The organism is Arthrobacter sp. GMC3, assembly GCF_002929305.1.
Taxonomy (GTDB): Bacteria; Actinomycetota; Actinomycetes; order Actinomycetales; family Micrococcaceae; genus Specibacter.
Genome location: NZ_PJIO01000011.1, coordinates 89,136 through 112,351, shown reverse-complemented (window position 1 = coordinate 112,351; position 23,216 = coordinate 89,136). Strand labels below are relative to the sequence as shown.

The 23,216-nt window shown below is 63.5% G+C and carries 25 protein-coding genes; 11 read left to right on the top strand and 14 right to left on the bottom strand.

Features of this window, described 5'->3' with window-relative positions; all coding sequences use genetic code 11:
* Positions 1 to 7 precede the first annotated feature (7 nt).
* On the bottom strand, positions 8 to 538 hold the full coding sequence (locus CXQ94_RS16870; protein ID WP_104091733.1) for a hypothetical protein: 531 nt from the start codon (positions 536 to 538) through the stop codon (positions 8 to 10).
* Between the two features lie 145 nt (positions 539 to 683).
* Here CXQ94_RS16870 and CXQ94_RS16865 point away from each other — a divergent pair, with 145 nt between their 5' ends.
* The gene (locus CXQ94_RS16865; protein ID WP_104091732.1) at positions 684 to 2,624 is read left to right on the top strand and encodes a penicillin-binding transpeptidase domain-containing protein; all 1,941 of its coding nucleotides are present in this window, start codon (positions 684 to 686) and stop codon (positions 2,622 to 2,624) included.
* 36 nt (positions 2,625 to 2,660) lie between these two features.
* Here CXQ94_RS16865 and CXQ94_RS16860 read toward each other — a convergent pair whose 3' ends face one another.
* Together CXQ94_RS16860 and CXQ94_RS16855 are read right to left on the bottom strand one after the other, a co-directional pair.
* Positions 2,661 to 3,557: a F510_1955 family glycosylhydrolase gene (locus CXQ94_RS16860; protein ID WP_104091731.1), complete on the bottom strand. Its 897-nt coding sequence runs from the start codon at positions 3,555 to 3,557 to the stop codon at positions 2,661 to 2,663.
* A gap of 82 nt (positions 3,558 to 3,639) precedes the next feature.
* Positions 3,640 to 4,074 carry a hypothetical protein gene (locus tag CXQ94_RS16855; protein ID WP_146070337.1) on the bottom strand — a complete coding sequence of 145 codons (435 nt, stop codon included), beginning with the start codon at positions 4,072 to 4,074 and terminating at the stop codon, positions 3,640 to 3,642.
* A gap of 282 nt (positions 4,075 to 4,356) precedes the next feature.
* On the opposite strand from CXQ94_RS16855, the gene CXQ94_RS16850 reads away from it, so the two are divergent.
* Entirely contained in the window at positions 4,357 to 4,548 is a 192-nt protein-coding gene (locus CXQ94_RS16850; RefSeq protein WP_219817078.1) for a DivIVA domain-containing protein, read from the top strand.
* 6 nt (positions 4,549 to 4,554) lie between these two features.
* Here the strand turns inward: CXQ94_RS16850 and CXQ94_RS16845 are convergent, their stop codons facing one another.
* The gene (locus tag CXQ94_RS16845; RefSeq protein ID WP_104091728.1) at positions 4,555 to 5,316 is read right to left on the bottom strand and encodes a dienelactone hydrolase family protein; all 762 of its coding nucleotides are present in this window, start codon (positions 5,314 to 5,316) and stop codon (positions 4,555 to 4,557) included.
* Between the two features lie 211 nt (positions 5,317 to 5,527).
* Between CXQ94_RS16845 and CXQ94_RS16840 the strand changes: the two genes are divergently transcribed.
* The gene (locus CXQ94_RS16840) at positions 5,528 to 7,390 is read left to right on the top strand and encodes a DUF2264 domain-containing protein (protein ID WP_104091727.1); all 1,863 of its coding nucleotides are present in this window, start codon (positions 5,528 to 5,530) and stop codon (positions 7,388 to 7,390) included.
* Positions 7,391 to 7,420: 30 nt separating this feature from the next.
* Here the strand turns inward: CXQ94_RS16840 and CXQ94_RS16835 are convergent, their stop codons facing one another.
* Genes CXQ94_RS16835 through CXQ94_RS16825 form a run of 3 tightly spaced genes read right to left on the bottom strand, consistent with a single transcriptional unit; the run spans position 7,421 to position 10,681 of the window.
* Entirely contained in the window at positions 7,421 to 9,061 is a 1,641-nt protein-coding gene (locus CXQ94_RS16835; protein WP_104091726.1) for an ABC transporter permease, read from the bottom strand.
* On the bottom strand, positions 9,058 to 9,996 hold the full coding sequence (locus tag CXQ94_RS16830) for an ABC transporter ATP-binding protein (RefSeq protein WP_104091725.1): 939 nt from the start codon (positions 9,994 to 9,996) through the stop codon (positions 9,058 to 9,060). The genes CXQ94_RS16835 and CXQ94_RS16830 overlap by 4 nt, the downstream gene beginning before the upstream one ends.
* A gap of 16 nt (positions 9,997 to 10,012) precedes the next feature.
* A complete protein-coding gene (locus CXQ94_RS16825) occupies positions 10,013 to 10,681 on the bottom strand; it encodes a TetR/AcrR family transcriptional regulator (protein ID WP_104091724.1) in 669 nt (222 codons plus the stop codon).
* A 74-nt stretch (positions 10,682 to 10,755) separates the two neighbouring features.
* Here CXQ94_RS16825 and CXQ94_RS16820 point away from each other — a divergent pair, with 74 nt between their 5' ends.
* The 5 genes from CXQ94_RS16820 to CXQ94_RS16800 all read left to right on the top strand — a co-directional run bounded on the left by CXQ94_RS16820 (position 10,756) and on the right by CXQ94_RS16800 (position 13,049).
* Positions 10,756 to 11,472 (top strand): NUDIX hydrolase, encoded by a 717-nt coding sequence (locus tag CXQ94_RS16820; protein WP_104091723.1) that lies wholly within the window; start codon positions 10,756 to 10,758, stop codon positions 11,470 to 11,472.
* 38 nt (positions 11,473 to 11,510) lie between these two features.
* Entirely contained in the window at positions 11,511 to 11,729 is a 219-nt protein-coding gene (locus CXQ94_RS16815; RefSeq protein ID WP_104091722.1) for a PLDc N-terminal domain-containing protein, read from the top strand.
* 5 nt (positions 11,730 to 11,734) lie between these two features.
* Positions 11,735 to 12,139: a DUF1801 domain-containing protein gene (locus CXQ94_RS16810; protein WP_104091721.1), complete on the top strand. Its 405-nt coding sequence runs from the start codon at positions 11,735 to 11,737 to the stop codon at positions 12,137 to 12,139.
* Between the two features lie 85 nt (positions 12,140 to 12,224).
* The gene (locus CXQ94_RS16805) at positions 12,225 to 12,554 is read left to right on the top strand and encodes a helix-turn-helix transcriptional regulator (protein WP_104091720.1); all 330 of its coding nucleotides are present in this window, start codon (positions 12,225 to 12,227) and stop codon (positions 12,552 to 12,554) included.
* Positions 12,555 to 12,557: 3 nt separating this feature from the next.
* Entirely contained in the window at positions 12,558 to 13,049 is a 492-nt protein-coding gene (locus CXQ94_RS16800; protein WP_146070336.1) for an SRPBCC domain-containing protein, read from the top strand.
* On the opposite strand, the gene CXQ94_RS16795 is transcribed toward CXQ94_RS16800, so the two are convergent.
* From CXQ94_RS16795 to CXQ94_RS16785, 3 genes are read right to left on the bottom strand one after another with little or no spacing between them, the layout of a single operon-like run.
* Positions 13,046 to 14,650, bottom strand: coding sequence for an urea amidolyase family protein (locus CXQ94_RS16795; RefSeq protein WP_258067149.1), 1,605 nt, complete (start codon positions 14,648 to 14,650; stop codon positions 13,046 to 13,048). The two genes, CXQ94_RS16800 and CXQ94_RS16795, sit on opposite strands and share 4 nt — an antisense overlap.
* Positions 14,650 to 15,429 (bottom strand): LamB/YcsF family protein, encoded by a 780-nt coding sequence (locus CXQ94_RS16790; protein WP_104091719.1) that lies wholly within the window; start codon positions 15,427 to 15,429, stop codon positions 14,650 to 14,652. Before CXQ94_RS16790 ends, CXQ94_RS16795 begins: the two co-directional genes overlap by 1 nt.
* Positions 15,430 to 15,455: 26 nt before the next feature.
* Positions 15,456 to 16,451: a malate dehydrogenase gene (locus tag CXQ94_RS16785; RefSeq protein WP_104091718.1), complete on the bottom strand. Its 996-nt coding sequence runs from the start codon at positions 16,449 to 16,451 to the stop codon at positions 15,456 to 15,458.
* Positions 16,452 to 16,591: 140 nt separating this feature from the next.
* Here CXQ94_RS16785 and CXQ94_RS16780 point away from each other — a divergent pair, with 140 nt between their 5' ends.
* Positions 16,592 to 16,783, top strand: coding sequence for a hypothetical protein (locus tag CXQ94_RS16780; RefSeq protein ID WP_104091717.1), 192 nt, complete (start codon positions 16,592 to 16,594; stop codon positions 16,781 to 16,783).
* Between the two features lie 168 nt (positions 16,784 to 16,951).
* Here the strand turns inward: CXQ94_RS16780 and CXQ94_RS16775 are convergent, their stop codons facing one another.
* On the bottom strand, positions 16,952 to 17,581 hold the full coding sequence (locus tag CXQ94_RS16775) for a malonic semialdehyde reductase (protein WP_258067148.1): 630 nt from the start codon (positions 17,579 to 17,581) through the stop codon (positions 16,952 to 16,954).
* Between the two features lie 287 nt (positions 17,582 to 17,868).
* Between CXQ94_RS16775 and CXQ94_RS16770 the strand changes: the two genes are divergently transcribed.
* The gene (locus tag CXQ94_RS16770; RefSeq protein ID WP_258067146.1) at positions 17,869 to 19,278 is read left to right on the top strand and encodes an MFS transporter; all 1,410 of its coding nucleotides are present in this window, start codon (positions 17,869 to 17,871) and stop codon (positions 19,276 to 19,278) included.
* Positions 19,279 to 19,363: 85 nt separating this feature from the next.
* Here the strand turns inward: CXQ94_RS16770 and CXQ94_RS16765 are convergent, their stop codons facing one another.
* The 3 genes from CXQ94_RS16765 to CXQ94_RS16755 form a co-directional block, all read right to left on the bottom strand.
* The gene (locus CXQ94_RS16765) at positions 19,364 to 20,209 is read right to left on the bottom strand and encodes an aldo/keto reductase (RefSeq protein WP_104091716.1); all 846 of its coding nucleotides are present in this window, start codon (positions 20,207 to 20,209) and stop codon (positions 19,364 to 19,366) included.
* Positions 20,210 to 20,294: 85 nt separating this feature from the next.
* Positions 20,295 to 21,290, bottom strand: coding sequence for a magnesium/cobalt transporter CorA (gene corA / locus CXQ94_RS16760; RefSeq protein WP_104091715.1), 996 nt, complete (start codon positions 21,288 to 21,290; stop codon positions 20,295 to 20,297).
* 39 nt (positions 21,291 to 21,329) lie between these two features.
* On the bottom strand, positions 21,330 to 21,800 hold the full coding sequence (locus CXQ94_RS16755; RefSeq protein ID WP_181034265.1) for an Lrp/AsnC family transcriptional regulator: 471 nt from the start codon (positions 21,798 to 21,800) through the stop codon (positions 21,330 to 21,332).
* Positions 21,801 to 21,989: 189 nt separating this feature from the next.
* On the opposite strand from CXQ94_RS16755, the gene CXQ94_RS16750 reads away from it, so the two are divergent.
* Positions 21,990 to 23,216: an MFS transporter gene (locus CXQ94_RS16750; RefSeq protein WP_104091758.1), complete on the top strand. Its 1,227-nt coding sequence runs from the start codon at positions 21,990 to 21,992 to the stop codon at positions 23,214 to 23,216.

The following is a 23,216-nucleotide window of genomic DNA, read 5'->3' as shown; positions in this document are numbered from 1 at the left end:
ACGGGACTTACCGTCTGGAGTGGACCTTCCGCCCCCGGCGGGGCGCCCGAGGTTTCCGGGAACGGTGCTTCTTGGCGCGGGGCCAGATGTCCCGGATGGCCAGCCACACCAGAACTAGCGCGATGGCCCAACCGATCACTGCCGAAACTATTCTCCCCGACAGGGTGTATGGCCTTCCTGGGTCGACTGCCAGCCGGGCGGCCTCGGGCATTTGAGCCGCGTACACCACCCCAACCCGCTGATTTTTGGCGTAGTTCCTGTTACTTCCGGCTGTGTAGACACGTGTTGAGACGGGGACGCCGTCACGAGTTGTGAACGCCACGTGGATGATCCTGCTGCTGGATTTTCCGCCGGTCCCCACTTTAGCCACCGTGCCAGAAACCTCGTGCAGCGTGGTGTCAGCGCTCTCAAGGGCGGCAGTCCTGTCCGCGTCAGTCATGCTCTTGGACACGCCCATGATGCCGCCCGCGACAAAAAGAGCAATCAAAACGGTGCAGCCCAGTGTCCCCACCCAGTTCCAGGGTTTCTTCTTGGCCATGCGGGTGGATCTCCTTGCTGGTGGCGGTTGCTGACCAACAATTTTAGCCTCTAGCAGCTCTCCAGCCTGCCACCGGTTCGTGCGCCTGAACGGCATTGTGTACTGCTATGGGTAGGCTGGAGCACAAATCAACGTCAGGGAGTTCATGATTCGTCGCGTCTCAGCTTTGCTAGCAGTCCTAGCCCTCGTTCTCACCGGTGCAGCGTGCACACCGGCCAAGGATGACGGCAGCGGAACCGCCAAGGCGCTCGCAGCAGCCCTCACCGCACACACGGTGGGTGATGTCAGTTTCGACAAGCCGGGCGCCGACGTCCAAAAGGAGCTGACCGAACTCGCCAAGGGCATCGATCCGGTGTGGCCCCAGGTGAGCGTGGACAACGTCGTGGCAGGTGACGGCGACACTGCACGGGTTTCCTTGAACTACTCCTGGAACATTCCCAAACTGGCCAAGCCCTGGACGTACAAGACTGGCGCCGACATGAAGCGCAACGGCAACGCCTGGACCATCACCTGGACCCCCGAAATGCTCGAGCCAAGCTTGAAGGCCGGGGAACGGCTGAAAATCGACACCCAGTACGGACAGCGGGCGGGCATCCTGGCCGGGGACGGGACGCCGATCGTTACCGACCGCCCCGTCAGAATTGTTGGCATCAACAAGGACGGCCTCAGTGACGCTGAGGCGGAAGCCTCAGCGAACGCGTTGGCCGCCGTCGTCGGCATTGACCCGGCCACCTACCTGGCCAAGGTCAAGGCCTACGGTCCGGTGGCGTTTGTGGACGCCATCACCTTGCGCGAGGAAGCCTTTGCAGCACTAGATCAAGGACAGCTAAAGGCGATCAAGGGCTTCCTGGCCACTCCCGGAACCATGCCGCTGGCGCCGTCGCGCACATTTGCCCAAGCCCTTCTGGGCACGGTCCACGATGCCACGGCTGAGGACATTGAAAAATCCAAGGGCCAGGTGGTTGCGGGGCAGACCGTTGGGTCCAGCGGCTTGCAGGCCTCCTTTGATGCACAACTTGCCGGCACTCCCGGGATTAGCGTCCTTGCCACGGCACCGGCCCCCGCCGCATCCGGCGCTTCCCCGACTGCTAGCCCCTCACCTGCGGCTGGAACCGTGCCAGCACGCGTGCTGTTTCAAGCGGCGCCGGTGAACGGCAAGGACGTCAAGACCACGCTGGTGCCGACCCTGCAGACGGCCGCCGAGGACGCCTTGGCCTCCGTGAAAACACCGAGTTCCATTGTGGTGCTGCGCCCATCCACCGGTGCGATCCTCGCCTCGGCAAACGGACCCGACAGCAACGGCTACAACACCGCATTCCTGGGACAATATGCGCCCGGATCCACCTTCAAGATTGCCACCTCGCTGGGACTCTTCCGCCTGGGGATGACCCCCACCTCCACTGTCAGCTGCACCCCCGAATTTACCGCTGACGGAAAGAAGTTCTTCAACGCCCCCGGCTATGCCGCATCCGCCACCGGGGAGATTCCGCTGACCACCGCCGTGGCGCACTCGTGCAATACGGCGTTTGTTTCGCAGTTCGATAAGTTGGCGCAGGACAAATTGGCGGACGCAGCCGGAGCGCTCGGCATTGGCATGACCAACGATCTTGGCCTTGACGCGTTCACCGGAGCCGTGCCGCGGGACTCCACCGGAACAGAACATGCAGCATCCATGATCGGACAGGGCAAGGTGCAAGTTTCCCCGCTGGCCATGGCAACCCTGATGGCCACCGTGGTCAAGGGGACCCCGGTGATTCCGCAGCTCGTTGACGGCCATGATGGAAAGTCCACCGCGGCCGGCGGTGCCCCCTTGACCGAGAAGGAGGCCGGCGACCTGCGCACCCTGATGCGGGCAGTGGTGACCGACGGCTACCTGGGAATTCTGGCCGACCTGCCAGGCGCCCCCGCGATCGGCAAGACAGGAACCGCCGAATACGGCACCGACACGCCGCCTCGCACCCACTCCTGGGTGATCGCCGCCCAGGGAGACATTGCCGTGGCAGTGTTTGTTGAGGACGGGGACCTCGGTGCCGTCACCGGCGGGCCGCTGGCCAAGGCGATGCTCGCCGCTGCCGCCGGTAGCTAGGTTCCGAGCGGCCCGCCGCGACGGGTGGGGGAGTATCTAGCGGGAGGCTGGGGTGAAGGTGGCACCAGAATCCGTGGAAACCACCACGCCGGCCGTTGTTGCAACCCAGATGGTCGGCTTGCCCGGTGAGGTTTCCAGAGCCGTGATGGTTTCCACCTCGCCGCTGATGGCGCCCGTCTTGGCCCAGCTGAGGCCGGCGTCGGCGGAAACGTAGACGGCGCCGTCGGGGGCGATGCCTGCCATGGTGGTGGCCATGTTCTCACCCGCCCCGGCAAAGCTGATGAACTGCATCAACGGCGCCTGGGGGACAGGGCTCCAGCTCTTACCCGAGTCTGTGGAGCGCAGTAGGCCCTGCTGGGTGGTTGCCAGTACGACGTCGCTGGTGGGAGTGCCCGCGAGCACGGCTGGCTGGAACTGGGTGCCCACCTCTTGCCAGGTGACGCCGTCGGAAGTGGTGAGCAATTTTCCTTCAAAGCCCACCAAGCCGGACGCCGTGGTGGTCAACGCGTGGAAGTCGGACTCTCCTTGACGGGACAACTGCTCCCAACTTTTTCCGTTGTCGACGGACTTGATCAGCCCCACGGGTTCGGGCAACGTTGAGCCCTTTCCGGGGTGGCCGGAACCGTACAGGACCGAGCCTTTGGTAGAGAAACCCATCAGGTCGATGGTTTCACTGAGCTTGACGGGCGTCTGAGCGGTGACGTCGTACAGGCCGTCATGGGTGGCGATCAGAATGGTTTTGGTGCCCGGGTCAACCGATATTCCGTGCACATGTGAGTAGGGGGATTCCGCTGTTGCCCCTGAGGACGTTGAGGCCGATTCCGGCGCAGGTGACGCGCATCCTGACAACGCTAGTGCGGTAGCAGCCAGTGCGGCTGCGCAGGCTCGGCGTGCGGTGAAAGTGGCGGTGGAAAAGGGCGTGCGAAAGGTCATGACAACTCCAAAAAGGTCAGCAGTGAGGCCGGTCGGTGGACCGGTCCGGGATAGAAAGTGGGTGCGTGAAACACCCATCCGTCTAAATGCGGCTGATGGAGAGCTGGGTTAGGGAGGAGCACCTTGGGTAGAAGGTGCGATCGCCAGAGGCGGGCCCGGCCCGTGCCGGTCCAGGCCGCGGGGTACCGGCGTCGTGCTGGCTGGATTTGATCTGGCCGGGGGAACCGGGGGCCGGAACAGAAAGGTTTTGCAGGGCGTCCACATCATGGGTGGCCGTGCAAAGGGGGTTGCAAACGCAAACATCGGGTTGAAGAGCCGCCGCGGGCGCCTCGAAAGCGTCAGGGATATCGCTGGAAACCGCGGAGGATGGTTCCATCCCTGCGTTCATGTGGTGGCCAGAGAAGATAGCCGGACTCGCCGTCGAAGTGATGAGCAAGACCGCCAACAGGCCAAATACGCTGGCACCAAGGATCAATGAACGGGACAAACCACGCAGCACGGTTGCACCCAATCGCACAGCTTGCCCTTTCCCTTGAGGAGTGTCCGGCACCAGGGCACCCATCATCGACGGTATCTCAAAGTTTCTGGCGGTTCCATTTTGGAAGGGTGGGGCGTGGGTGAAAAACCTGCATGTGCGCCGCCCCGGACTAGTGTTGACCCTAGGATGGTCAATCGCGGACAGCGCCAGCTCGTCTCCGGAAGCTAAGGCAGAAACATGCACAGTTCAGAAATTGCAAAGACTCGCTTTGAAGCCACGAAGTTCCGTGAGGGCTACGCCATGGCGGACGTGGACGCGCTTATGGAGAAGGCCCGAACGACTTTGCAGAACTGGGAAGCGGGCAGGGCGGGCGAACTGACCGCGAAGGCCGTGGTCGATGCCCGCATCTCCTCGACGAAGTTCCGTGAGGGATACGTCCAAGACCAGGTGGATGATTTTCTTGATCTGCTGGCAGCGACTTTGAACAGTTACGAGACCGGCCAGCGTCCCTAAAGGGCGTCAGCTGGCCAGACGGCCGGGGTAATTCAGGTGCTTGGCTAGGAACTCCAGTGTCTCCTGCCATGCAATCGCGGCCGATTCGACCCGGTACGTCTGCGGGTTGGTGTCGTTGAAGAAAGCGTGGCCGGCACCAGAAAAAACAGTGTATTTGAAGTCCACTTTGGCTTCCTTCATGCGCGCGATCAACTCCGGCAGACCGTCCGTCAGGGGATGGTCATCCTCGCCGTAGAAGGCAAGAACCGGGCACGTGATGTCAGCCAGCTCCGCAGCCGTGTAGTTCGCATGGCCATAAAAAGGCACGGCCCCTGCCAGTCGCGGCTCCGAGACCGCCAGGGCAAACGAATAGGTTCCACCGAAGCAATACCCAACGACGGCGGTTCTTCCGGCCCCTTCGGCGGTTGCGTGAAGATAGTCGAACACCGCGGCGGCACCGGCTTGGATCGCCACAGCTTTCTCCGGGGAGCGCAGGGGGGCTGTGGCCTCCCTGATTTTCGGCTGGGCAGCGGCGAGTTTCGCAGGATCGGAGCGGTCTGCCCCGAGTTCGGCAAGTAGGGCGGCATCCAGTCCGGCTAGGTCCATCAGATCCGGGGCCACCGCAAGGTAGCCGGCCGCCGCGAACCTGTCCGTCACGTCCTTGATGTGATCGGTGAGCCCCCAAATTTCGTGGATCACCACAACGGCCCCGCGTGCGGGCCCCACTGGTTCTGCCCTGTACGCCCGAAAAGACTGTCCCGCAGCGGTGAAGTCGATACTGTTTCCCATGGCTCAATCTTGGCACCGCGGGCTGGCGTTTGGTGCAGAAAGTGCTGAACTTTTTCTTTGGCAATAGGGACTTGCCAGAACACGCCGACACGTGACCATCAGATGCGAAGGTACTGGGTAACAAAAGCTTGAGTATCTCCCCGCACTCTACCGGGAAAGGGCTTTCCCGGTAGAGTGCGGGGAGAGGAATTTCAGACGCGAAGGAGCAGCCATGGTCGCCATGCCCGATGACAACAGGGAGCTTAGCCCCATTACTGGCTACACCCGAGACCATTGGCTGCATGCCGCCGATGCCCAGTTGCGGGCCGTGCGGCCGTTTGCCTCACCGGATCATGCGTTTATCAATCTGCCCGGTACCGCCAGTTGGTCGGGGCCCATTTCGGACGGGTTGGAGGGCTTTGCCCGGACCTTCATTCTTGCCGCGTTCCGGGTTGCTGGCGAGAAGGGCCACGATCCGCACGGGCATCTGACGTTCTACCGCAGCGGCCTCATTGCCGGAACTGATCCCGGCTCCGCCCAACCCTGGCCACGCATTGATGTGACGCGGCAGGCATTGGTGGAGGCGGCGTCGTTGGTTCTTGGTTTGCATCTGAGCCGCGTCTGGCTCTGGGACACGCTGACACTGCAAGAGCAGGATAACGTCATCGCGTGGTTGAGCGCCTCCGTGGGTGTGGTTATTCCAGATAACAACTGGGTCATGTTCAAGGTAATGGTGCAGGAATTTATTGCCTCCACGGGGCGGTCGTTCGAAGAAGAAGACATCACCAATGGCTTGGCCCGACTGGAGGATTGGTACGTGGGCGATGGTTGGTACACCGACGGTGATGGCCAACGCTTTGACTACTACTCCGGCTGGGCCATGCAGCTGTATCCGGTGCTCTGGACCATGATGGCCAAGGACCGCGTGCCCGAGCTGGCCGCCTTGAAACTGGAACTTTACCGGGACCGTCTGCGTAGCTACCTTGAACGCTACGTGCGCTTCTTCGGCACCAATGGTGCGCCCGTGTTCCAAGGACGCTCGCTGATGTATCGCTTCGGCGCCACGGCGCCCCTTTGGCTAGGGGAGATGCTCGGCGTAACACCTGTGGAGCCTGGTGTGAGCAGGCGTTTGGCCAGTGGGGCGTTGCGCTACTTTAACGACGGCGGCGCCTTTGACGAGAATGGCCTGCTGCACGGCGGTTGGTTTGGCGCGTTCGGGCCCATGGTTCAAAGCTACTCCGGCCCCGCGTCTCCCTACTGGACGTCCAAGGGGTTTCTTGGCCTGTTGCTGCCTGCAGATCATCCGGTCTGGACAGCGCAGGAATCGCCCGCGCCGGTGGAAATCTCCGACTTTACCGGCGTCCTGGCCGCTCCGGGCTTTGTGCTTTCCACAACTAAAGCCGACGGCGTTGTCCGGCTCGCCAACCACGGGAGCGACAATCAGCCGGGCATTTCGACCGGGGATGACCCGCACTACTCACGCTTCGCCTTTTCCAGCCACACGGCTCCCGATTTCCGGGCACCCTTGGATAATCACATCGCCGTGATCGATGCCCACGGCGAACCGTCCCGCCGCACCGTCATTCACCGGCGGACCAGTACGACGCCGGACACTCTAGTCAGTGCCCACCGGCCCGTGTGGGGCGATGACGATAGCGAATCAGATTCGTCGTGGACCATCACCTCGGCAACCGCCGTCAGGGGACCGTGGGAACTCCGCGTTCATGTGGTGGAGTCGCAGACGGGGACGACAGCCATTCTTAGAGAAGGCGGCTACGCCGTCGGGACGGATGCCTGTGAAAAGCCAGTGTCCAGCTGGCTGCTTCCCGTTCTTGGCTACGAGGAGAGTGGTGCGGAGCCTTCCTCAGGCACCAACCCCATGGCCGAGGATACCCTGACGCCCTGGCTTAGGGGCGTCCACAGCGGGAATCGTAGCGTGACGGCGTCCCTGGTGGTCCTTTCGGGAGACCCCGCCGTGGCGCAGGCCGTAGTCGGCGCGCAACTTTGCCCCGAATTAGTCGAGACGGAGGGCCTGCTCACGCTGAGCATCACAGCACCTGATGGCGAAAAGCTGACTGCGGGGTTCCGGCTCTAGGCGCAGGCCATGAGGGCGTGGAGGACCTGGTTACGCCGGGGTGATATCGCGGTTGCTGAAACGCCAAAATCCCAGCACTGCCAGGGCCACCGCGATGACGGACAGCACCAGAAGGGGCAGAACCGTGAAGTTTTCCGTCATCAGCCGGGGGACGGCGCCAAACGGCGTGGCACTGATGACGGATTCGGAGAGTGAAAACAGCCCGCCAAACATGGCGATCACCACGGAGATCCCGTAAATGGCCCACGCCAGGCTGGTACTCAGGCGTGGCAGGAAACCCTGCAGGAAGAGCGGCACACCCAGCATGAGCAACACGGCCGGCCAATACGCGAACGCCGCCCCGGCCAGTTGCGAACCCGTGGCCGCACCGTTGGAAGCCACCCCCGTAAGGTAGCCGCCCAGCAGCAGCATCAATGCGGATCCCACGGCAGCCACCAGAACGTGTGCCCACAGCCACCTGGACCGTGACAATGCCCCGGCTAGTTGCGACTCAAGCCTGCCTTCTGCCTCCTCGGTGCGGGCCCCGGTAACGCATTGCACCGCGAAGGCCCCGGCCAGCAGGGCTGTAAACAGCACGAAGATTCCAAGGATACCGTCGAGCATGTTGGAGGAGTCTCCGGCAAAAGCCTTGGCGAAGGCGCTCGACGGTTCCAGGGCCGTCGTCATGGCCTGTGCCACGCCGCCAAAGAACAACCCTGCCACGACGGCGCCAAGCATCCAACTGATCAGCGGAGCTCGCTGGAGTCGCAGAACCAGCCCTACGGGGTGCGTCAGAAACTCGCTTGCCCGCGCGGAACCCCTCCGTTCGGGCAAGATGCCCATGCCCATATCCCGGTGTGTTTCAATGCGCAGCGCCACGGCGCAACCGGCAATCGCCAGTGCCAAGAGCGCCAGCAACGGCCACCAGGTGTCCTGCCCGAAGGGCCGCATGTTCTGGGCCCAGCCGATCGGGGAGAACCAGCTGATGGCGCTAACCTGTGCCCCCTTGGCCTGAAGGTCTGCGGCGGCCCGGATGAAATAGAACACGGCCAATATGGCGACGCCGAGCGTATTGGCGCCGCGGCTTGTCGCGCTGAGCTGTCCGCAGATCGCGGACACACCCACGAACGCCAACCCGGCCCCGGCGATCGAGGCGCCCATGACCAGCGAGCCGGCCGTGGGCAGCTTCTCCGCCAGGCACAGCAACGAGATGAGAGCGCCAGCGACAACGCTCAAGCCGCCCACCACGGCATAGTTGGCCAGGCTGAACGCATGCCGACCCAACGCCGAGGAGCGCAGCATCTCTGTCCGTCCAGCCTCCTCATCGGCCCGGCCATTGCGGGTAACCAGAAAGATGGAGGCGAAAGCCAAGGCGATTGCCAGTGTCATCCAAATTTTGATAACCAGGATGCCGCCCAGTGAACCGGCTGCGTACGGCAATCCGGTCATGGCCGCGACCGCCGGGGTGTTAGCCACCTGGGCGTAGGCGTCTCGGGCCGCCTGGGTTGGGAAGGCTTCTTGCTGGGAGTTGTAAACCACCGGGATCATGGCCGCCAGCACCACCGCCCACACAATCAGCCGGATCCAGTTGCGTCGCACAATGAACCGTACGCTGGCCCAGAAACCGGTCAGGGTCCCGGAACGGCTCGCAGGGAGTGCCACGGCATGGGTGTGGGCTGTTGCGATGCTCATCGCGCACCCGCCTTCTGCCCCACTGTGGTTTCGGCGAACTTGCCAACGCCGCCGTAGTGGCGAAGGAACAGGTCCTCCAGTGACGGCGGGCTGGAAATCAAGGAATGGGGGGAGTAAGCGGCGATGGCAGCCAGCACACCGCCAAGTTCGGCCTCGCCAACAGTGAAGGTGGCCTTGTTGCCGTCCGTGACGAGGTCGTTCACGCCGGTGACTGCGGCCAGCACGGACGCGTCGCGATCCAGCACCACGGAGACCATGGTGCGGTGCAGGTGGCGCAACTCCTCCAGCCGCCCGGCCTCAACGGTCTTGCCATCGCGGATGATCGTCACCGTGTCGCATAGCTTTTCCACCTCGGCAAAGATGTGACTGGAGAGCAGCACGCTGCGACCTTGGGCCTTCACCTCGCGAATGCACTCGGTGAAGACCTCCTCCATGAGAGGGTCCAGGCCCGACGTCGGCTCGTCGAGGATCAGGAGTTCGGCGTCGGAGGCAAGGCCCGCGACAAGTGCCACTTTTTGCCGGTTTCCCTTGGAATAGCTGCGAGCCTTCTTCGTGGGGTCCAGATCGAATCTGGCCAGCAGGGCGTCGCGCTTGGCCGTGTCCACGCCGCCACGCAACCGGGAAAGGATGTCTATGGCCTGCCCTCCGGTCAGGTTGGGCCACAGGCTCACGTCCCCTGGCACGTAGGCGATGCGCCGGTGCAGGTCCACGGCGTCGCGCCACGGATCCCCTCCCAGCAAGCGTGCGGTTCCCCCACCGGACCGCAGCAGGCCCAGAAGTATGCGGATGGTGGTTGATTTGCCGGACCCGTTCGGGCCCAGGAATCCTGCAACGATTCCTTGCTCAACCACCAGGTCAAGGCCGTCGAGGGCGGTGGTCTGTCCGAACTGCTTGCGCAGCCCGAGGACTTCAATGGCGGCAACATTTGTGGACATGATTTCTTCCTAACCGTTACGGTGCTTTGCGCGCAAGATCCGCGGGAGTGCTGCTTGTTTCGGCAATATAGGCGAGGTAGGTCTCGAGATAGGTGCGGTCGGTAAAGATGCCCTCCGTGTAGATCTCCAAGGTGGGCAGCATGGTCTCCGCGTAGAACTGCTCCATAACGGAGACGAAATCGTCAAGGGGTGTATCTGGCCGCATGGCAAAGTACACAATAAGACCGCCAATAGCCTGGTGGATCAAGAGGCGAACGCGGGCATCCTCATCACGACTGGGCACCACCAGCCCGCTGGTCACCGCGCCCTTGGTAAAGACGAGCGCTTCCTCCACCATGCGCTCGAGGAACAATCGCCCGGCGGAACCGCCATCACGGACGCTGCGCAGAATGTAGACGAGAAGGATTCCGGACTCCCGGGACGACGGGAACTGGGCGAAGAGGGCTGCCGGTTCGGTTTTTAGGCTGTCCGTCTTAAGCGTTCGGTACCGGTCAAGAACCGTGGCATCACATTCGGCGCGGAGCAATTCTTTGGACCCGAAATGGTGGCGGACCAGGCCAGCGCTAACGCCCGCCCGTGCCGCAATGGCCCGCAGGGATTCATCAAACCCTCCGGCGGCGAAGCCTTCAATTGCGGCATCCCGCAACCGTGCCCGAGCTGTCAGATCTTCTTGTACTGCACTCATGTATAGGAGACTACTCGCATGTATAGTCTGGGGCAATGGTCATTATTCAACGCCTCCGAGACTAAGGTAAGCCCATGGGAAATGACGGGCCACTGGCCCCTTTGGAAGATGCCTGTACGGTGGTTCTGCTGCGCGATGGTGCGGCCGGGCTAGAAGTGTTGATGCTTGAGCGGCCGGGTGCGAGCAGCGCATTTGCTGGCGCCTGGGTTTTTCCAGGTGGCAAGGTTGACGAAGCGGACCGAGTGGAACCTGACGGTGCTGCGCTGGATGAAGTTGCGGCGGCGCAGGCTGCCGGACTGAGGGAGGTGGCCGAGGAAACCGGCCTGCGACTGGATCTCTTAGACCTGGTTCAGCTCTCCCTGTGGACGCCCATGCAGCGGCTTCCCCGCCGCTTCCGCACCTGGTTTTTGATCGCTGAAGCTCCTTCCGGGGCGGTGGTTCTGAACCCCGGTGAACACGACGACTACTCCTGGCTGGCTCCCGCCGAAGCCCTGGCTCGGCATGGTGCAGGGACCATGGTTCTGGCGCCGCCCACCTGGGTCACCCTGTACCACCTGAGCAAGTTCAGCACGGTCAAGGAGGCGTTGACCCAGGCCGCGGCACTCACGCCGTTCTCCTACGAAAGCCACTTCTTGCCGCGGGACACCGGCGGCGGCCCCGCATCAGCTCCGCCGGACGGCATCGTGTGGGGTGGGGATGAAAGCCACCCCCAGCCATCCACTCCGGGTGCCCGCCACCGAATCACGATGACGAAGCTGCCCTGGGTGTTTGAATCCACCGTGGAGCACTAGACTGAGGCCGTCCGTACCGCAACCTGACAGGAGCCGTCATGGCAGCCAAGAAACGTTGGAACGAGTTGAGCAAGCGAGCCAGGACCAGGATCGTTGTGGCGGGATGCGTGCAGATCGCGCTCCAGTTTGCTGCGCTGAGGGACCTCTCCAAGCGCACGCCGCTGGAAGTCAACGGCCCCAAGCCCGCTTGGGTGGCGGCGTCGTTCATCAATTTTGCCGGACCCATCGCCTACTTTGCCTGGGGCAGGAAGAAGTAGCAACCGTGGCCCACGTCAGAGATCCGCGCGTGGATGACTACATTGCGGCTCTACCGCCGTGGCAACAGGAGTATTGCGCCCATGTGCGGGAGCTGGTTCATCGGGCCGACCCCGAGGTGGCCGAGACCATCAAGCGCACCGTCCAGCCATACTTTGTGCTCGATGGAAACATTTGCGCTTTCCTGGCGGCCAAGGATCACCTCAACGTTTTCCTGTACGACGGCGCCATGGTCCCGGACCCCGACGGCATCATCACGGCAGGCCAGGGAAACAAAACGGCTCGCACCGTGGCATTCAGGGAGGGTGATCCCGTCAATGAACCGGCCCTGTTGGCCATGTTCCGGGCCATCATCGCCAACAACCGCGCCGGCGGCTGGCGGAAATTGCAGTCCGAACGCGGGACGTCTTAGATCAATGCAGTGACGCACTGGACAGCGGGTTACTCTGAGGTTATATTTAACACATCAGCTAAATAACGGATTGGTTAAATACGCAATGGCAACGGACAGGCTCAGCTTGATCTTTGGCGCACTGGCTGACCCCACGCGGCGGGCGATTCTTGCCCGCTTGAGCGAGGGCGAGGCCACGGTCAATGAGCTGGCGGAGCCGTTCAGCATTTCACTCCCGGCTATTTCACGGCACCTGAAGGTGCTGGAAACCGCCGGTCTCATCTCCCGCAGCCGCACCGCTCAATGGCGCTCCAGCCGGCTCGAGGCGGCCCCGCTTGCGGAGGTCACCGCCTACATGGAGAGGTATCGCCGGTTCTGGGATGACAGCTTCAACCGGCTGGAACGCCATTTGGAACAACTTCAGAAAGAGGACTAGATCATGAGCAACGAACCCACCACCACAGACTCCACACGCGCTGGCGAAGGCATGGAGGCAAGCACCAACACCCTGAAGATTGTGCGCATCTTCAAGGCGCCCCGCGAACTGGTTTTCGCCGCCTGGACAGACCCGGATCAGCTGGCACAGTGGTGGGGGCCCAAGGAGCTGAATACCCCGCGTGAAAAGGTTGCCGTCGACGCCCGTGTGGGTGGCACCTGGACGGCCACCATGGTCATGCCTGATGGCAGCATGGAGTTCCCCACCACCGCGAAGTTCACCCGGATCGACCCGCCCAACGGCTTTGAAATGCGTGAGGAGCCCGGTGATGTCTTCCCCTTCGCCGTCACGGTCTCGGCCACCTTCGAGGACGTGGACGGCGGCACCCGCATGACCGTGGAACAGCATTTTGACGTCGAAAGCTTCGACTTCAGCGACTCCATCCTGGGTTGGGGATCCTCCCTGGAGAAGATGCACGCACTCCTGGATTCCTAGGGGAGGGCCCGGAAAGTTACCGCCTGACCCGGCGCCAGTTGGGCAGCCTTGTCCAGGTCGGCGCGGACGACGACGCCAATCACCGGGTACCCGCCCGTCACGGGGTGGTCGGCCAGGAAAAGAACCGGCAGGCCCGACGGCGGCACCTGGATGGCGCCGTCGCCCATTCCTTCGCTGGGCAGCTCCGAGTCGGCAGCGGATGCCTCTCCGGGGAGCTCACGCTGAAGCGGAGTGCCCTCCAGTCGCAGACCGATGCGGTTTGACTGGGCGCCCACGCTCCACCGCTGTTCGGTAAACGCCGCCTGGGACGTGGTGGTAAACCAGTCCGCCCGCGGACCGGGAACGAAGTGAAGCACGGTGACGGCATCCGGAACCGGGGGCCCCGGTTCCGGAAACCCCACAACGCTTCCGGGCGGGGCCGGTGCCACCGGCAGGAAGTCACCGGCCGCAATCTGGGCCGGCCCGGTTCCCGAGAGGAGGTCCGTGGCCCGGCTGCCCAACACGGCTGGCACATCCAAGCCACCACGAACGGCCAGGTAGCTGCGGAACCCCGGTACCCCGGGGGCGGCATGGACCATGAGAGATTCGCCGTCGCACAGCAGGAACGGAACGTCCGTAGGAACGCCGCGCAGCTGCCCAGAGACCCTGGATACTGACAGGGTCACGGCGCCGCCGGTGACGGCGACAACGTGCGATCCCACCGCCTGCAGCGACATGCCACCCACCACCGTCTCCAATCCGGCGGCTCCGGACGCCCCCTGCGTGACGGCCGAACCGGCGTTGCCTACCATCCGGTTTGCCCGGCGCAGGGCGGCCCTGTCCAGGGCCCCGGAGCCGGTCACCCCAAGTCCGGCAAACCCGGCCCTGCCAAGATCCTGCACAGTGGTTTGCATGCCCGGGGCCAGCACCCGCAGGCCATGATCTCCCGGGGCATGTACCGCGATTGTGGGGCTGGCGGCACTGGCGGTCACCGTCACCATTTCCCGCACAGGCGCGAACCGCACCCTGTCGCCGGGCTGGATCAGGGCGGGAACGGGGCGGGAAAGATCCCACAGGGACTGGTTGGTCCGCCCGATCAGGGCCCAGCCTCCCGGCGACGGGCCAGGATACACGGCCGAAAACTCTCCACCGAGGGCCACGGATCCGGCCGGCACAGCGGTGCGCGGTGAGGCCCGGCGGGGCACCGAAACCCCGGCAACCTCAGGTGTCAGGTACATGAAGCCCGGCGCGAAGCCAGCAAACGCGGCCGTCCATTCTTGGCCTGAGTGCCACTCCACCAGACCCTGAACACCCATGCCCGCCAGCTGCGCCACGGTAGCTAGCTCGGCGCCGTCGTACACGGTTTCCAAAGTAACCAGCGTGCCATGGGCCTGGCGGCTTGCGCTGAGGTCGGCGCCGCGGATGGCACGCTCAATCCCGGCCAAGGCCCGGGGTGAGGACGCCGTGACCAGGACAGTTCGCGCGGCGGGGACCACATCCACGGTTCCCGCAGGGGTATTGGACGCCAGAAAGGCCTGCAGCGCCATGACCGCGGTCAAGTCGGCCAGTTCCACCAGCAGGGCCTGATCCCCGACCGGGAGGATGCGCAGATGCTGGCCCACTACACGAAACTTCTAATGGTCACACCGGCGTCCTGCAATGCCTGCCGCACGGCAGCGGCCAGGGCAACGGCGCCGGGAGTGTCACCATGGACGCAGATGCTCCGCGCCGCAACACGAATCGGGCGCCCGTCAATGGCAACCACCTCCCCGCGCAGCGCAATGCCAACGCTCTGGGCCACGGCGGCGTCCTGCGTGAGGACAGCGCCGGGGTGCGAACGGGCCACCAGTGAGCCGTCCGGGTTGTAGGCCCGGTCCGCGAACGCCTCCGTCACCGTGCTCACTCCCGCGGCAGCGGCCAGACGGGCAATCTCAGAATCCCCGGGCACCAGGAGAGGCAAGGTCGGATCCACGGCCAGGACGGCGTCGAGAACAGCCTGGGCCTGGGCAGTATGGTGCACGATCGCGTTGTAGAGAGCCCCGTGCGGCTTCACATATGCCACGTGGGTGCCTTCGGCCCGGGCTAGGGCCGTCAGCGCCCCAATCTGGTAAATCAACTCGTCGCTCAGCTCGGCCGGGTCCATGTCGATGAAGCGCCGGCCAAAACCTGCCAAGTCACGGTAGGCGGGGTGCGCCCCAATCACGACGCCGGCCGCGGCGGCCTCCGCGCAGGTCCGGCGGATAGTGGTGGGGTCTCCGGCGTGAAAACCGCAGGCGATGTTCACGCTCGACGCCGAGGCCATAATCGCCGTATCGTCGCCGAGGCGCCAGTGGCCAAAGGATTCCCCGACGTCAGCGTTGAGGTCAATGGTTTTGGGATGGGTGGGGGAGTGTGCGGTCATCAGGGCTCCTCTTTTCGGGGCATGGCTCAGATCAGCCCCAGTCCCTGCACGGCGTCGCGCTCGGAGATCAGCTCCGCAACGGAAGCGTCAATCCGTGACCGCGAGAACTCGTTGATTTCCAGGCCCTGAACGATCGTGTACTCGCCGCCGGCGGTGGTGACGGGGAAGGAGCTCACAATGCCCTCGGGTACGCCGTAGGAGCCATCGGAGGGGACGGCCATGGAAGTCCAGTCGCCGGCCGGGGTGCCTTGCACCCACAAGCGCATGTGTTCAACGGCCGCATTTGCGGCCGAAGCTGCCGATGAGCCGCCCCGCACCGAGATGATTTCAGCGCCACGTTTGGCCACCCGTGGAATGAATTCATCGGCGATCCATGCCTTCTCCACCAGTTCCATGGCGGGCCGCCCGGATACGGTGGCATGGCTGATATCGGGGTATTGGGTGGCAGAATGGTTGCCCCAAATAGCAAGGTTCCTGATCTGGGACACGGCTGATCCGGTCTTGGCGGCCAGCTGGGCCACCGCCCGGTCATGGTCCAGACGGGTCAGCGCCGTAAATCTCGACGCCGGAATGTCCTGGGCGTGGGCAGCGGCAATGAGTGCGTTGGTGTTGGCCGGGTTACCAACCACCACTGCTTTGAAGTTCGAGGCTGCTCCAGCGTTGATCGCCTGGCCCTGGACGGAGAAGATCCCGCCATTGGCAGTGAGAAGATCGGCACGTTCCATCCCCGGCCCGCGCGGCCTGGCACCAACCAGCAGGCCAATATTGGCGCCGTCGAACGCCTTTGCGGGATCGTCAAAGACCTCCATCCCCGCGACCAGAGGGAAAGCGCAGTCCTGCAATTCCAACAGTGTCCCCTCGGCGGCCTGAGCGGCCTGCGGGATCTCCAACAAGTTCAACTTGATACGAACATCCGGACCCAGCATGGCCCCGGAGGCGATACGGAACAAGAGAGCATAACCAATTTGACCGGCGGCCCCGGTGACCGTGACAGTGACGGGGGCGGGCGCTTGAGCGTTCATGTGGCCAGTCTAAGGCAGCCACCGGCTACGCGAATTTCCCGGCGTGTTCCCAGTGCGCACGGAGCGGACTCCCAAACGGCACCGGTATGCTTAGGCAGATTGGGGCTCATACAATTATTGCTGTTCAAGGAGACATTCGAATGCCGTTTTGGCTGATCATCACCGGAATTGTGGTGTTTTGGCTCGTGGCACTGCTGGCGATCATCATGTTCATGATGGGTGCGTCCCGAGGTCGCGCACGCGAACGCGCCAATGAAGAGCGCCGCGTCCTGCAAGCCTCAGCCGCTGGGCAAGAAGTCTCCGATCACAAGGGTGCGTCGCAGCCACTGTAAGATGCGGTGTCGCCGACCAAGGGAGACCGGGCCTGTCGGCTGAGCCATGAGTACAAACACGGCTGGCGACCTAAGAGATAAAAAAGCTGACCCGCCCACCCTTTTCCAATCCCCAAGTTCGGGGATCGGGTCACGGTGCGCGGGTCAGCTTTTTAGCGGAGCGGCTACTTAGATCGTTTCCGTTGCGAGGTCGAAGTCGAGACGGTGGAGGCGCTCGCGGTCAACAATGCCGTTGGGCTTGCCCAGGTTGACCACCATGAATGCGTGGCGGGTGGTGCCTTCGTTGAACTCGGCGTCGATCCCGGCGGCGTCAAAGCCGCCCATGGGACCGGCAGCAAGACCGGCTGCGCGGGCAGCCATGATGAAGAAGCCAGCCTGGATGTGCGCGTTGTTCGCTGCCATGCCCTGACGCAGAGCGTCGTTGGCGGCAAAGGTGGGAACCATGCCGGCGGCGTGAGGTGCCGTAGTGGGCATCAGTTCATGCCAGTCGGTGTCGTAGCTAAGTACTGCCACCATGGGGGCGGTCAAGGTCTTGGCCTTGTTGCCGTCGGCCATGTGGGCCACCAGGCGCTCGCGGGCTTCTGCCGAACGGATCCAGGAGACGCGCAGCGGCTGAATGTTCATGGCCGTCGGGGCCATCTTGGTCAGCGCGTAGACGGCCTGAAGAGTCTCATCGCTGATCTCATCCTCAGCCCAGCTATTGGCGGTGCGGGCTTCCAGGAACAGGGCGTCAGCGGCGTCCGTGCCAAGAATCAGTTCGTCCTGCAGGTTGATTTCCGATGCGATGTCGACGCTCACGGGCCCAGCTTTCTGTTTCGAAGTATGTGTTCGTTGTTAGTCAGCGTGAAAGTGGCAGCATTTGTTTCCATATGGTGGTGTGAGCTGCATCACGGGCCATGTAACTGGCTGCCGCGCACCGGCCTCCGCGCACTCGCTTCTCCCCGGCCGGGGCCCCGCGGCCGTTACCGCGCACCGGCCTCCCCCCACTCGCTTCGCTCGCGCGGGGCCCCGCGGCCGTTACCGCGCACCGGCCTCCCCCCACTCGCTTCGCTCGCGCGGGGCCCCGCGGCCGTTACGCTTGGCCGGTGAGTAGAACCCGTACGACGCCGTCCCTAACCCCCTCCTTTAGCCGTGCCTTGGCGCTGTTGGTGGCCGGCACATACTTCATGGAAATCTTGGACGGGACCATCATCGCCACCGCGGCCACGGGCATTGCCGACGACCTAGGTGTGCGGCCGGTGGACATCAATCTGGCCATGACCAGCTACCTGATCACCCTGGCAGTGGGCATACCCATCAGTGGCTGGCTTGCCGAAAGGTATGGGGCCCGGCGGGTGTTTACCGCCGCCATCGCCATTTTTACCGTGGCGTCACTTTTGTGTGCACTGAGCCCCAATCTGGCCTTCTTGTGTGCTGCCCGCATGCTTCAGGGCATGGGCGGGGCACTCATGGTCCCGGTGGGCCGGCTGGTGGTGCTCCGGGACGCGGACAGGAAAGAATTCCTGGAGGCTATTGCCTACCTGACCTGGCCGGCACTGATTGCGCCTGTGATTGCCCCGGCGCTGGGCGGCCTGCTCACTACCTACGCCAGTTGGCATTGGATCTTTTTGATCAACGTACCGTTGGGCATCGTTGCCTTCATGGTGGCCCTGCGCGTGGTGCCGAGCATCAAGGCGCACAAGATGCCGCCGCCCGACTGGACTGGATTTATCCTCTGCGGCATCGCCTTGGCCGCCTTGGTGATTGGGCTGGAACAGGTGGGTTCGGCACCCACGCCCTGGGTCGGCGTCGTACTTTGGCTGCTGCTGGCGCTGGCATCCGGGGCGGGTGCTTTGTGGTGGTTCAAGCGTTCACGGCATCCGCTGCTGGACCTGCGCGCGCTGCGCATCCACACTTTCCGTGTGGGTAATGGCGGGGGCGCGCTCTACCGCCTGGTGATCAATGCGGTGCCGTTCCTACTGCCGCTGATGTTCATGCTCGGGTTTGGTTGGAGCGCGTTCGCGGCGGGACTGATGACCATGGCCGTATTCGCCGGCAACGTGCTCATTAAACCCGCCACCACGCCCCTCATTCGCCGCTTCGGATTCCGGAATGTACTGCTGCTGAGCAACGCCGGCGGTGCCTTGATCCTGGGCGCGTGTGCACTGCTGGGGCCGGACACCCCGCTGCCGCTCATTGCCGCTGTGCTATTCGCCAGCGGGGTGCTGCGCTCCATCGGCTTCAGCGCTTACAACACGCTGCAGTTTGCCGATGTACCGCAGGCTCGCATGGCCGACGCCAACACGCTGTCTTCCACGATTGCCCAGATCGCCACAGGCCTGGGCGTGGCCGTGGGCGCGCTAATTCTGCGCGCGGCCGATTCCCTGTTGGACGGTGCCCCGCCTCAATCCGCCTACCAGTGGACCTTCGCCGTACTAGGCGTGCTCATGTTGGTTCCGGTGGTGGAAGCGGCGCTGATGACCCGCAACGCAGGCGACGCGGTCCGGACGCGGTAGTTCCCACGCTGAGGAGGTCGAAACGGTTTTTCGAGGTGGATTTAGCAGGTTCGAAAAACCGTTTCGACCTCCCGGAGGTGCCTGGCTAGTTGAACTCGTTCGGGTGGGGACCCACGCGGCCACCGTTGTCCAAGGCGCCGATGGCCTCCATCTGGGCATCCGTGAGCTCAAAGTCAAAGACGTCAAAGTTGGCGGCGATGCGCTCGGGGGTCACCGACTTGGGGATGACAATGTTTCCCAGTTGCAGGTGCCAGCGGATGATGACCTGGGCGGCCGATTTTCCGTGAGCAGTGGCAATCCCTGTCACCGCGGGGTCCGTGAGCAGCTGGCCCTGGGCCAGGGGGCTCCACGCCTCCGTGTAGATGCCGTGGCCGGTGTTGAATTCACGCAGCACCGACTGTTGCAGCCGCGGGTGCAGCTCCACCTGATTGACAGCTGGGACCGTGCCGCCCAAATCGATGATCCGTGACAGGTGCTCTGGCTCGAAGTTGGAAACGCCGATTGCCTTGGCCCTGCCAGAGGCATAAATCTCCTCAAACGCGCGCCAGGTATCCAGGTAGGTGTCCTTTTCAGGCGTGGACCAATGAACCAGGTACAGGTCAACGTAGTCCAGAGCCAGCTTGTCCAGACTCTCCTGGAAGGCGGCCAGGGTCTTCTCATAGCCCTGTTCGGTGTTCCACAGTTTGGTGGTGATGAACAGGTCCTCGCGAGGCGTCCCGAAGGACGCCAAGAACTGTGCCACTGCCTGGCCCACGCCCTCTTCGTTGCCGTAGACGGCGGCGGTGTCGATGCTGCGGTACCCGGCGTTCAGGGCGGCCGTGACGGCGGCAGCGGATTCCTCGTTGGGGACTTGCCACACGCCAAAGCCCAGCTGCGGCATGGTCACGCCGTTGTTCAACGTCACCGTATTGGTTTTTGCATGTCTGCCCATTGCAGGCTCCTTGGAATAGAGAAATTTTGCACTATTCTGCCAGCGAATCCTCGCACAAGTGTTCCCCGCAGGCTGGCATGGAGTCTTAGAGCCAGGTTTTCTTCTTGAAAATCGTGTACATCACAACCCCGACCAGCAGCATTAGGCCTATGGCGAACGGGTAGCCCCATGGCCAGGCAAGCTCGGGCATATCGTGAAAGTTCATGCCGTAAACGCCGGCAACAAAAGACGGCGCGAACAAGATGGCAGCCCACGAGGAGATCTTTTTGACTTGCTCGTTTTGGGCGGCGCTGGCCTCATTCTGCCGGTTCGCCGTCAGCGTCCCGTCCACGGTGAGCGCGTTTTGTAGCAGTTGGCGGAAGGAGTCGGCCTTGGCCGTCAGTGATTCCACGTGGTCTTCCACATCGCGTAAGAAGCGTTGCAGCTCCACATTGACGCCGTATTTCTCGAAGCCGCTCTTGAGTTTCCCCAGGGTTTCGCGCAGCGGGTGGATGGCACGCTGGAAGTGGATGACCTCGCGGGAGAGTTGGTAAATGCGGCGCGAGACGTTCGGATCCCCGGCAAAAAGCTGGTCTTCGATCTCATCAATGTCCAACTGCAGTCCGCTGGCCACGGGCAGGTAGTCATCTACCACCTGGTCCATGATGGCGTAAAGGACCGCTTCCGGGCCCTGGGCGAGTAGCTCGGGATCGGCCTCAAGCCGGCTCCTCGTCGAAGCCAGCCCAGGCGTTTCGGCGTGCCGGATGGTGATCACAAAGTTCTTGCCCGTGAAGACGTGCAGCTCGCCAAACTGCACGGCCTCCTCGGCGTCGAGGTAGCGGGCGGGCCGAAGGACAGTGAAAAGCACATCGTTGTATCTCTCCAGCTTGGGCCGCTGGTGTGCCTTGATGGCATCCTCCACCGCCAGCTCATGCAGCGAGAACTCCTCGGCCAGCGAGGCCATCTCGGCGGCGTCGGGGCGGAACAACCCAATCCAGGCCATGCCCCCGTATTCGGCGATGGCTTCATAGGTCTGGTCAAGGCTGGTGGGGGAAGCGACGCGGATTCCGTCGACGTATACCCCGTTATCAATGATGGTCACTTGCCCATTATGGTCGACGCCGGGTCCCGGCTTGGACGCTCAGCCGTGACTCATGCCCTCCAAGAGGGGCTTGAGTCGGAAAGGGATGTGCTCGTGGAGCGCCAAGGAGGTTTCCGTACGGATCACACCCTTGATGCGCAGCAGTTGCCGCAGTGAGCTTTGCAGATGGTGCACATCCCGGGCGGCCAGCCGGCACCACACGTCGCCGCGGCCGGAGATCTCATACACCTCCAGGACTTGGGGGACGGCCCGCATGGCCACTATCACGCCGTCAAGATCGCGGTGGATGACCTCAAGAGTGATGAAGGCGACCACGTCGTAGCCGATCGCCGCCAGATCAACCTCACGCCCGCCCTGGCGCAGGGCGCCCGTCCGGGACAGATGGCGCATATGGGCCTGGACCGTGTTGCGGGCCACGCCCAGGGAGTCCGCGAGCTCGCCAATCTGGGCGCGGGGATCGGCGATGAGCGCCAGCACTAGGCGCACGTCGAGGGGGTCCAAAATGCTCATCTGGGTCACTCCTGAATCACATTGGCGGGAAGTATTGATCAATTTGATGCAAAGTACGGCAAAAATCCAATCAAAGCACGTTGTCTAGATCATCCTAATAGACGGATTTGCGTCAAATGGTGCGCGAGACCCTCTCACAGTCAAGCCCCTGAAAGGAAGTGCCTGGTGGCCGTTCTGCACGAACTGGCAATGCGTCCATCCCCTGTTGTGAGGGGCCGCTGGAACCCGTCCGTGCCGGTCCGCCTGGCGCTGGCCGGTACGGTGATCTTCACTTTGCTGGTGGGCGCCAACCTGGCCACCCCGCTCTACCCGCTGCTCCAGGCGCGGATTGGCTTTGACGCGGTGGGCGTCACCATCGCCTTCTCTGCCTATGTTCTTGCGCTGGTGGGCGGCTTGGTGCTCTTTGGCCACTGGTCTGATCACATCGGTCGGAGGGCCGCGCTGGTTCTGGCTGTCGTGGTCGGGCTGGCCGGTGGACTGGTTTTCGGGACGGCGGATTCCCTGCCCCAGTTGGTGGCGGGGCGAGGCTTACAGGGGCTGGCAGTTGCGATTGGCACCGGCGCCAGTGCCGCGGCCTTGCGGGATCTGATGCCCAGTAAGCCTGAGTGGGCGTCCCGGTTCACGCTGCTGTCGTCCTCCGGCGGAGTGGCTGCGGGGCCGGTGGTTGGCGGGCTTCTGTCCCTGCTGCCACGGCACACCCAGGCCCCGTTTGTCGTCCACTCGGTGATTCTGGGGTTGTTGCTGATTCCGTTGCTGCTGCTCGACGCTCGGCCAGCCATCAACCCGGCCCCGGCCGGGCAGGGGCGCAATTACCTGCGGCCCCGGGTCCCTGCCTTGGCCCGTGCGGCACGGGGCACCTTTTGGCTCGCGGCCGCCACTGGTTTTGTCAGTTTTGCCGTCTTTGGATTTTGCCTGTCCCTGGCCCCTGGTTACTTCGCGAACATCATGCACGCCGATTCCCGGCCGCTGATCGGGCTGCTCGCCGCGGTGACCCTGGCGTGTTCGGCGCTGTCCCAGCTGCTGTCACTGCGGGGACGTTGGCTGGTCCCGGCTGGCCTGGCATTGCTTGGTGTTTCGGTGCTGCTGATTGCCGCGGCAGGAGCCCTGGAATCGCCGGTGTTGCTGGTGCTGGCCAGTATCAGCGCCGGGTTGGGCCAGGGTGCTGCCTTCCGGGTGGTTTTCAATGACGTTGCCGCGGCAGTGGAGCCTGCCCGGCACGCGCAGGTCATCTCCGCCGTGTACATCGTGACGTACCTGGGCAGCGCGCTGCCCGTGCTGGGTCTGGGCATGGCCGTCAAGGTGTGGGGGCTGCAGGCGTCCGTGACTGGTTTCGCCATCCCCATTGCGGTTGCGTGCGCCGTGCTGGCGGCCGTGGCCTGTCGGCGTATCCGTCGCGCCGCCGTCGTCAGCTCCTAG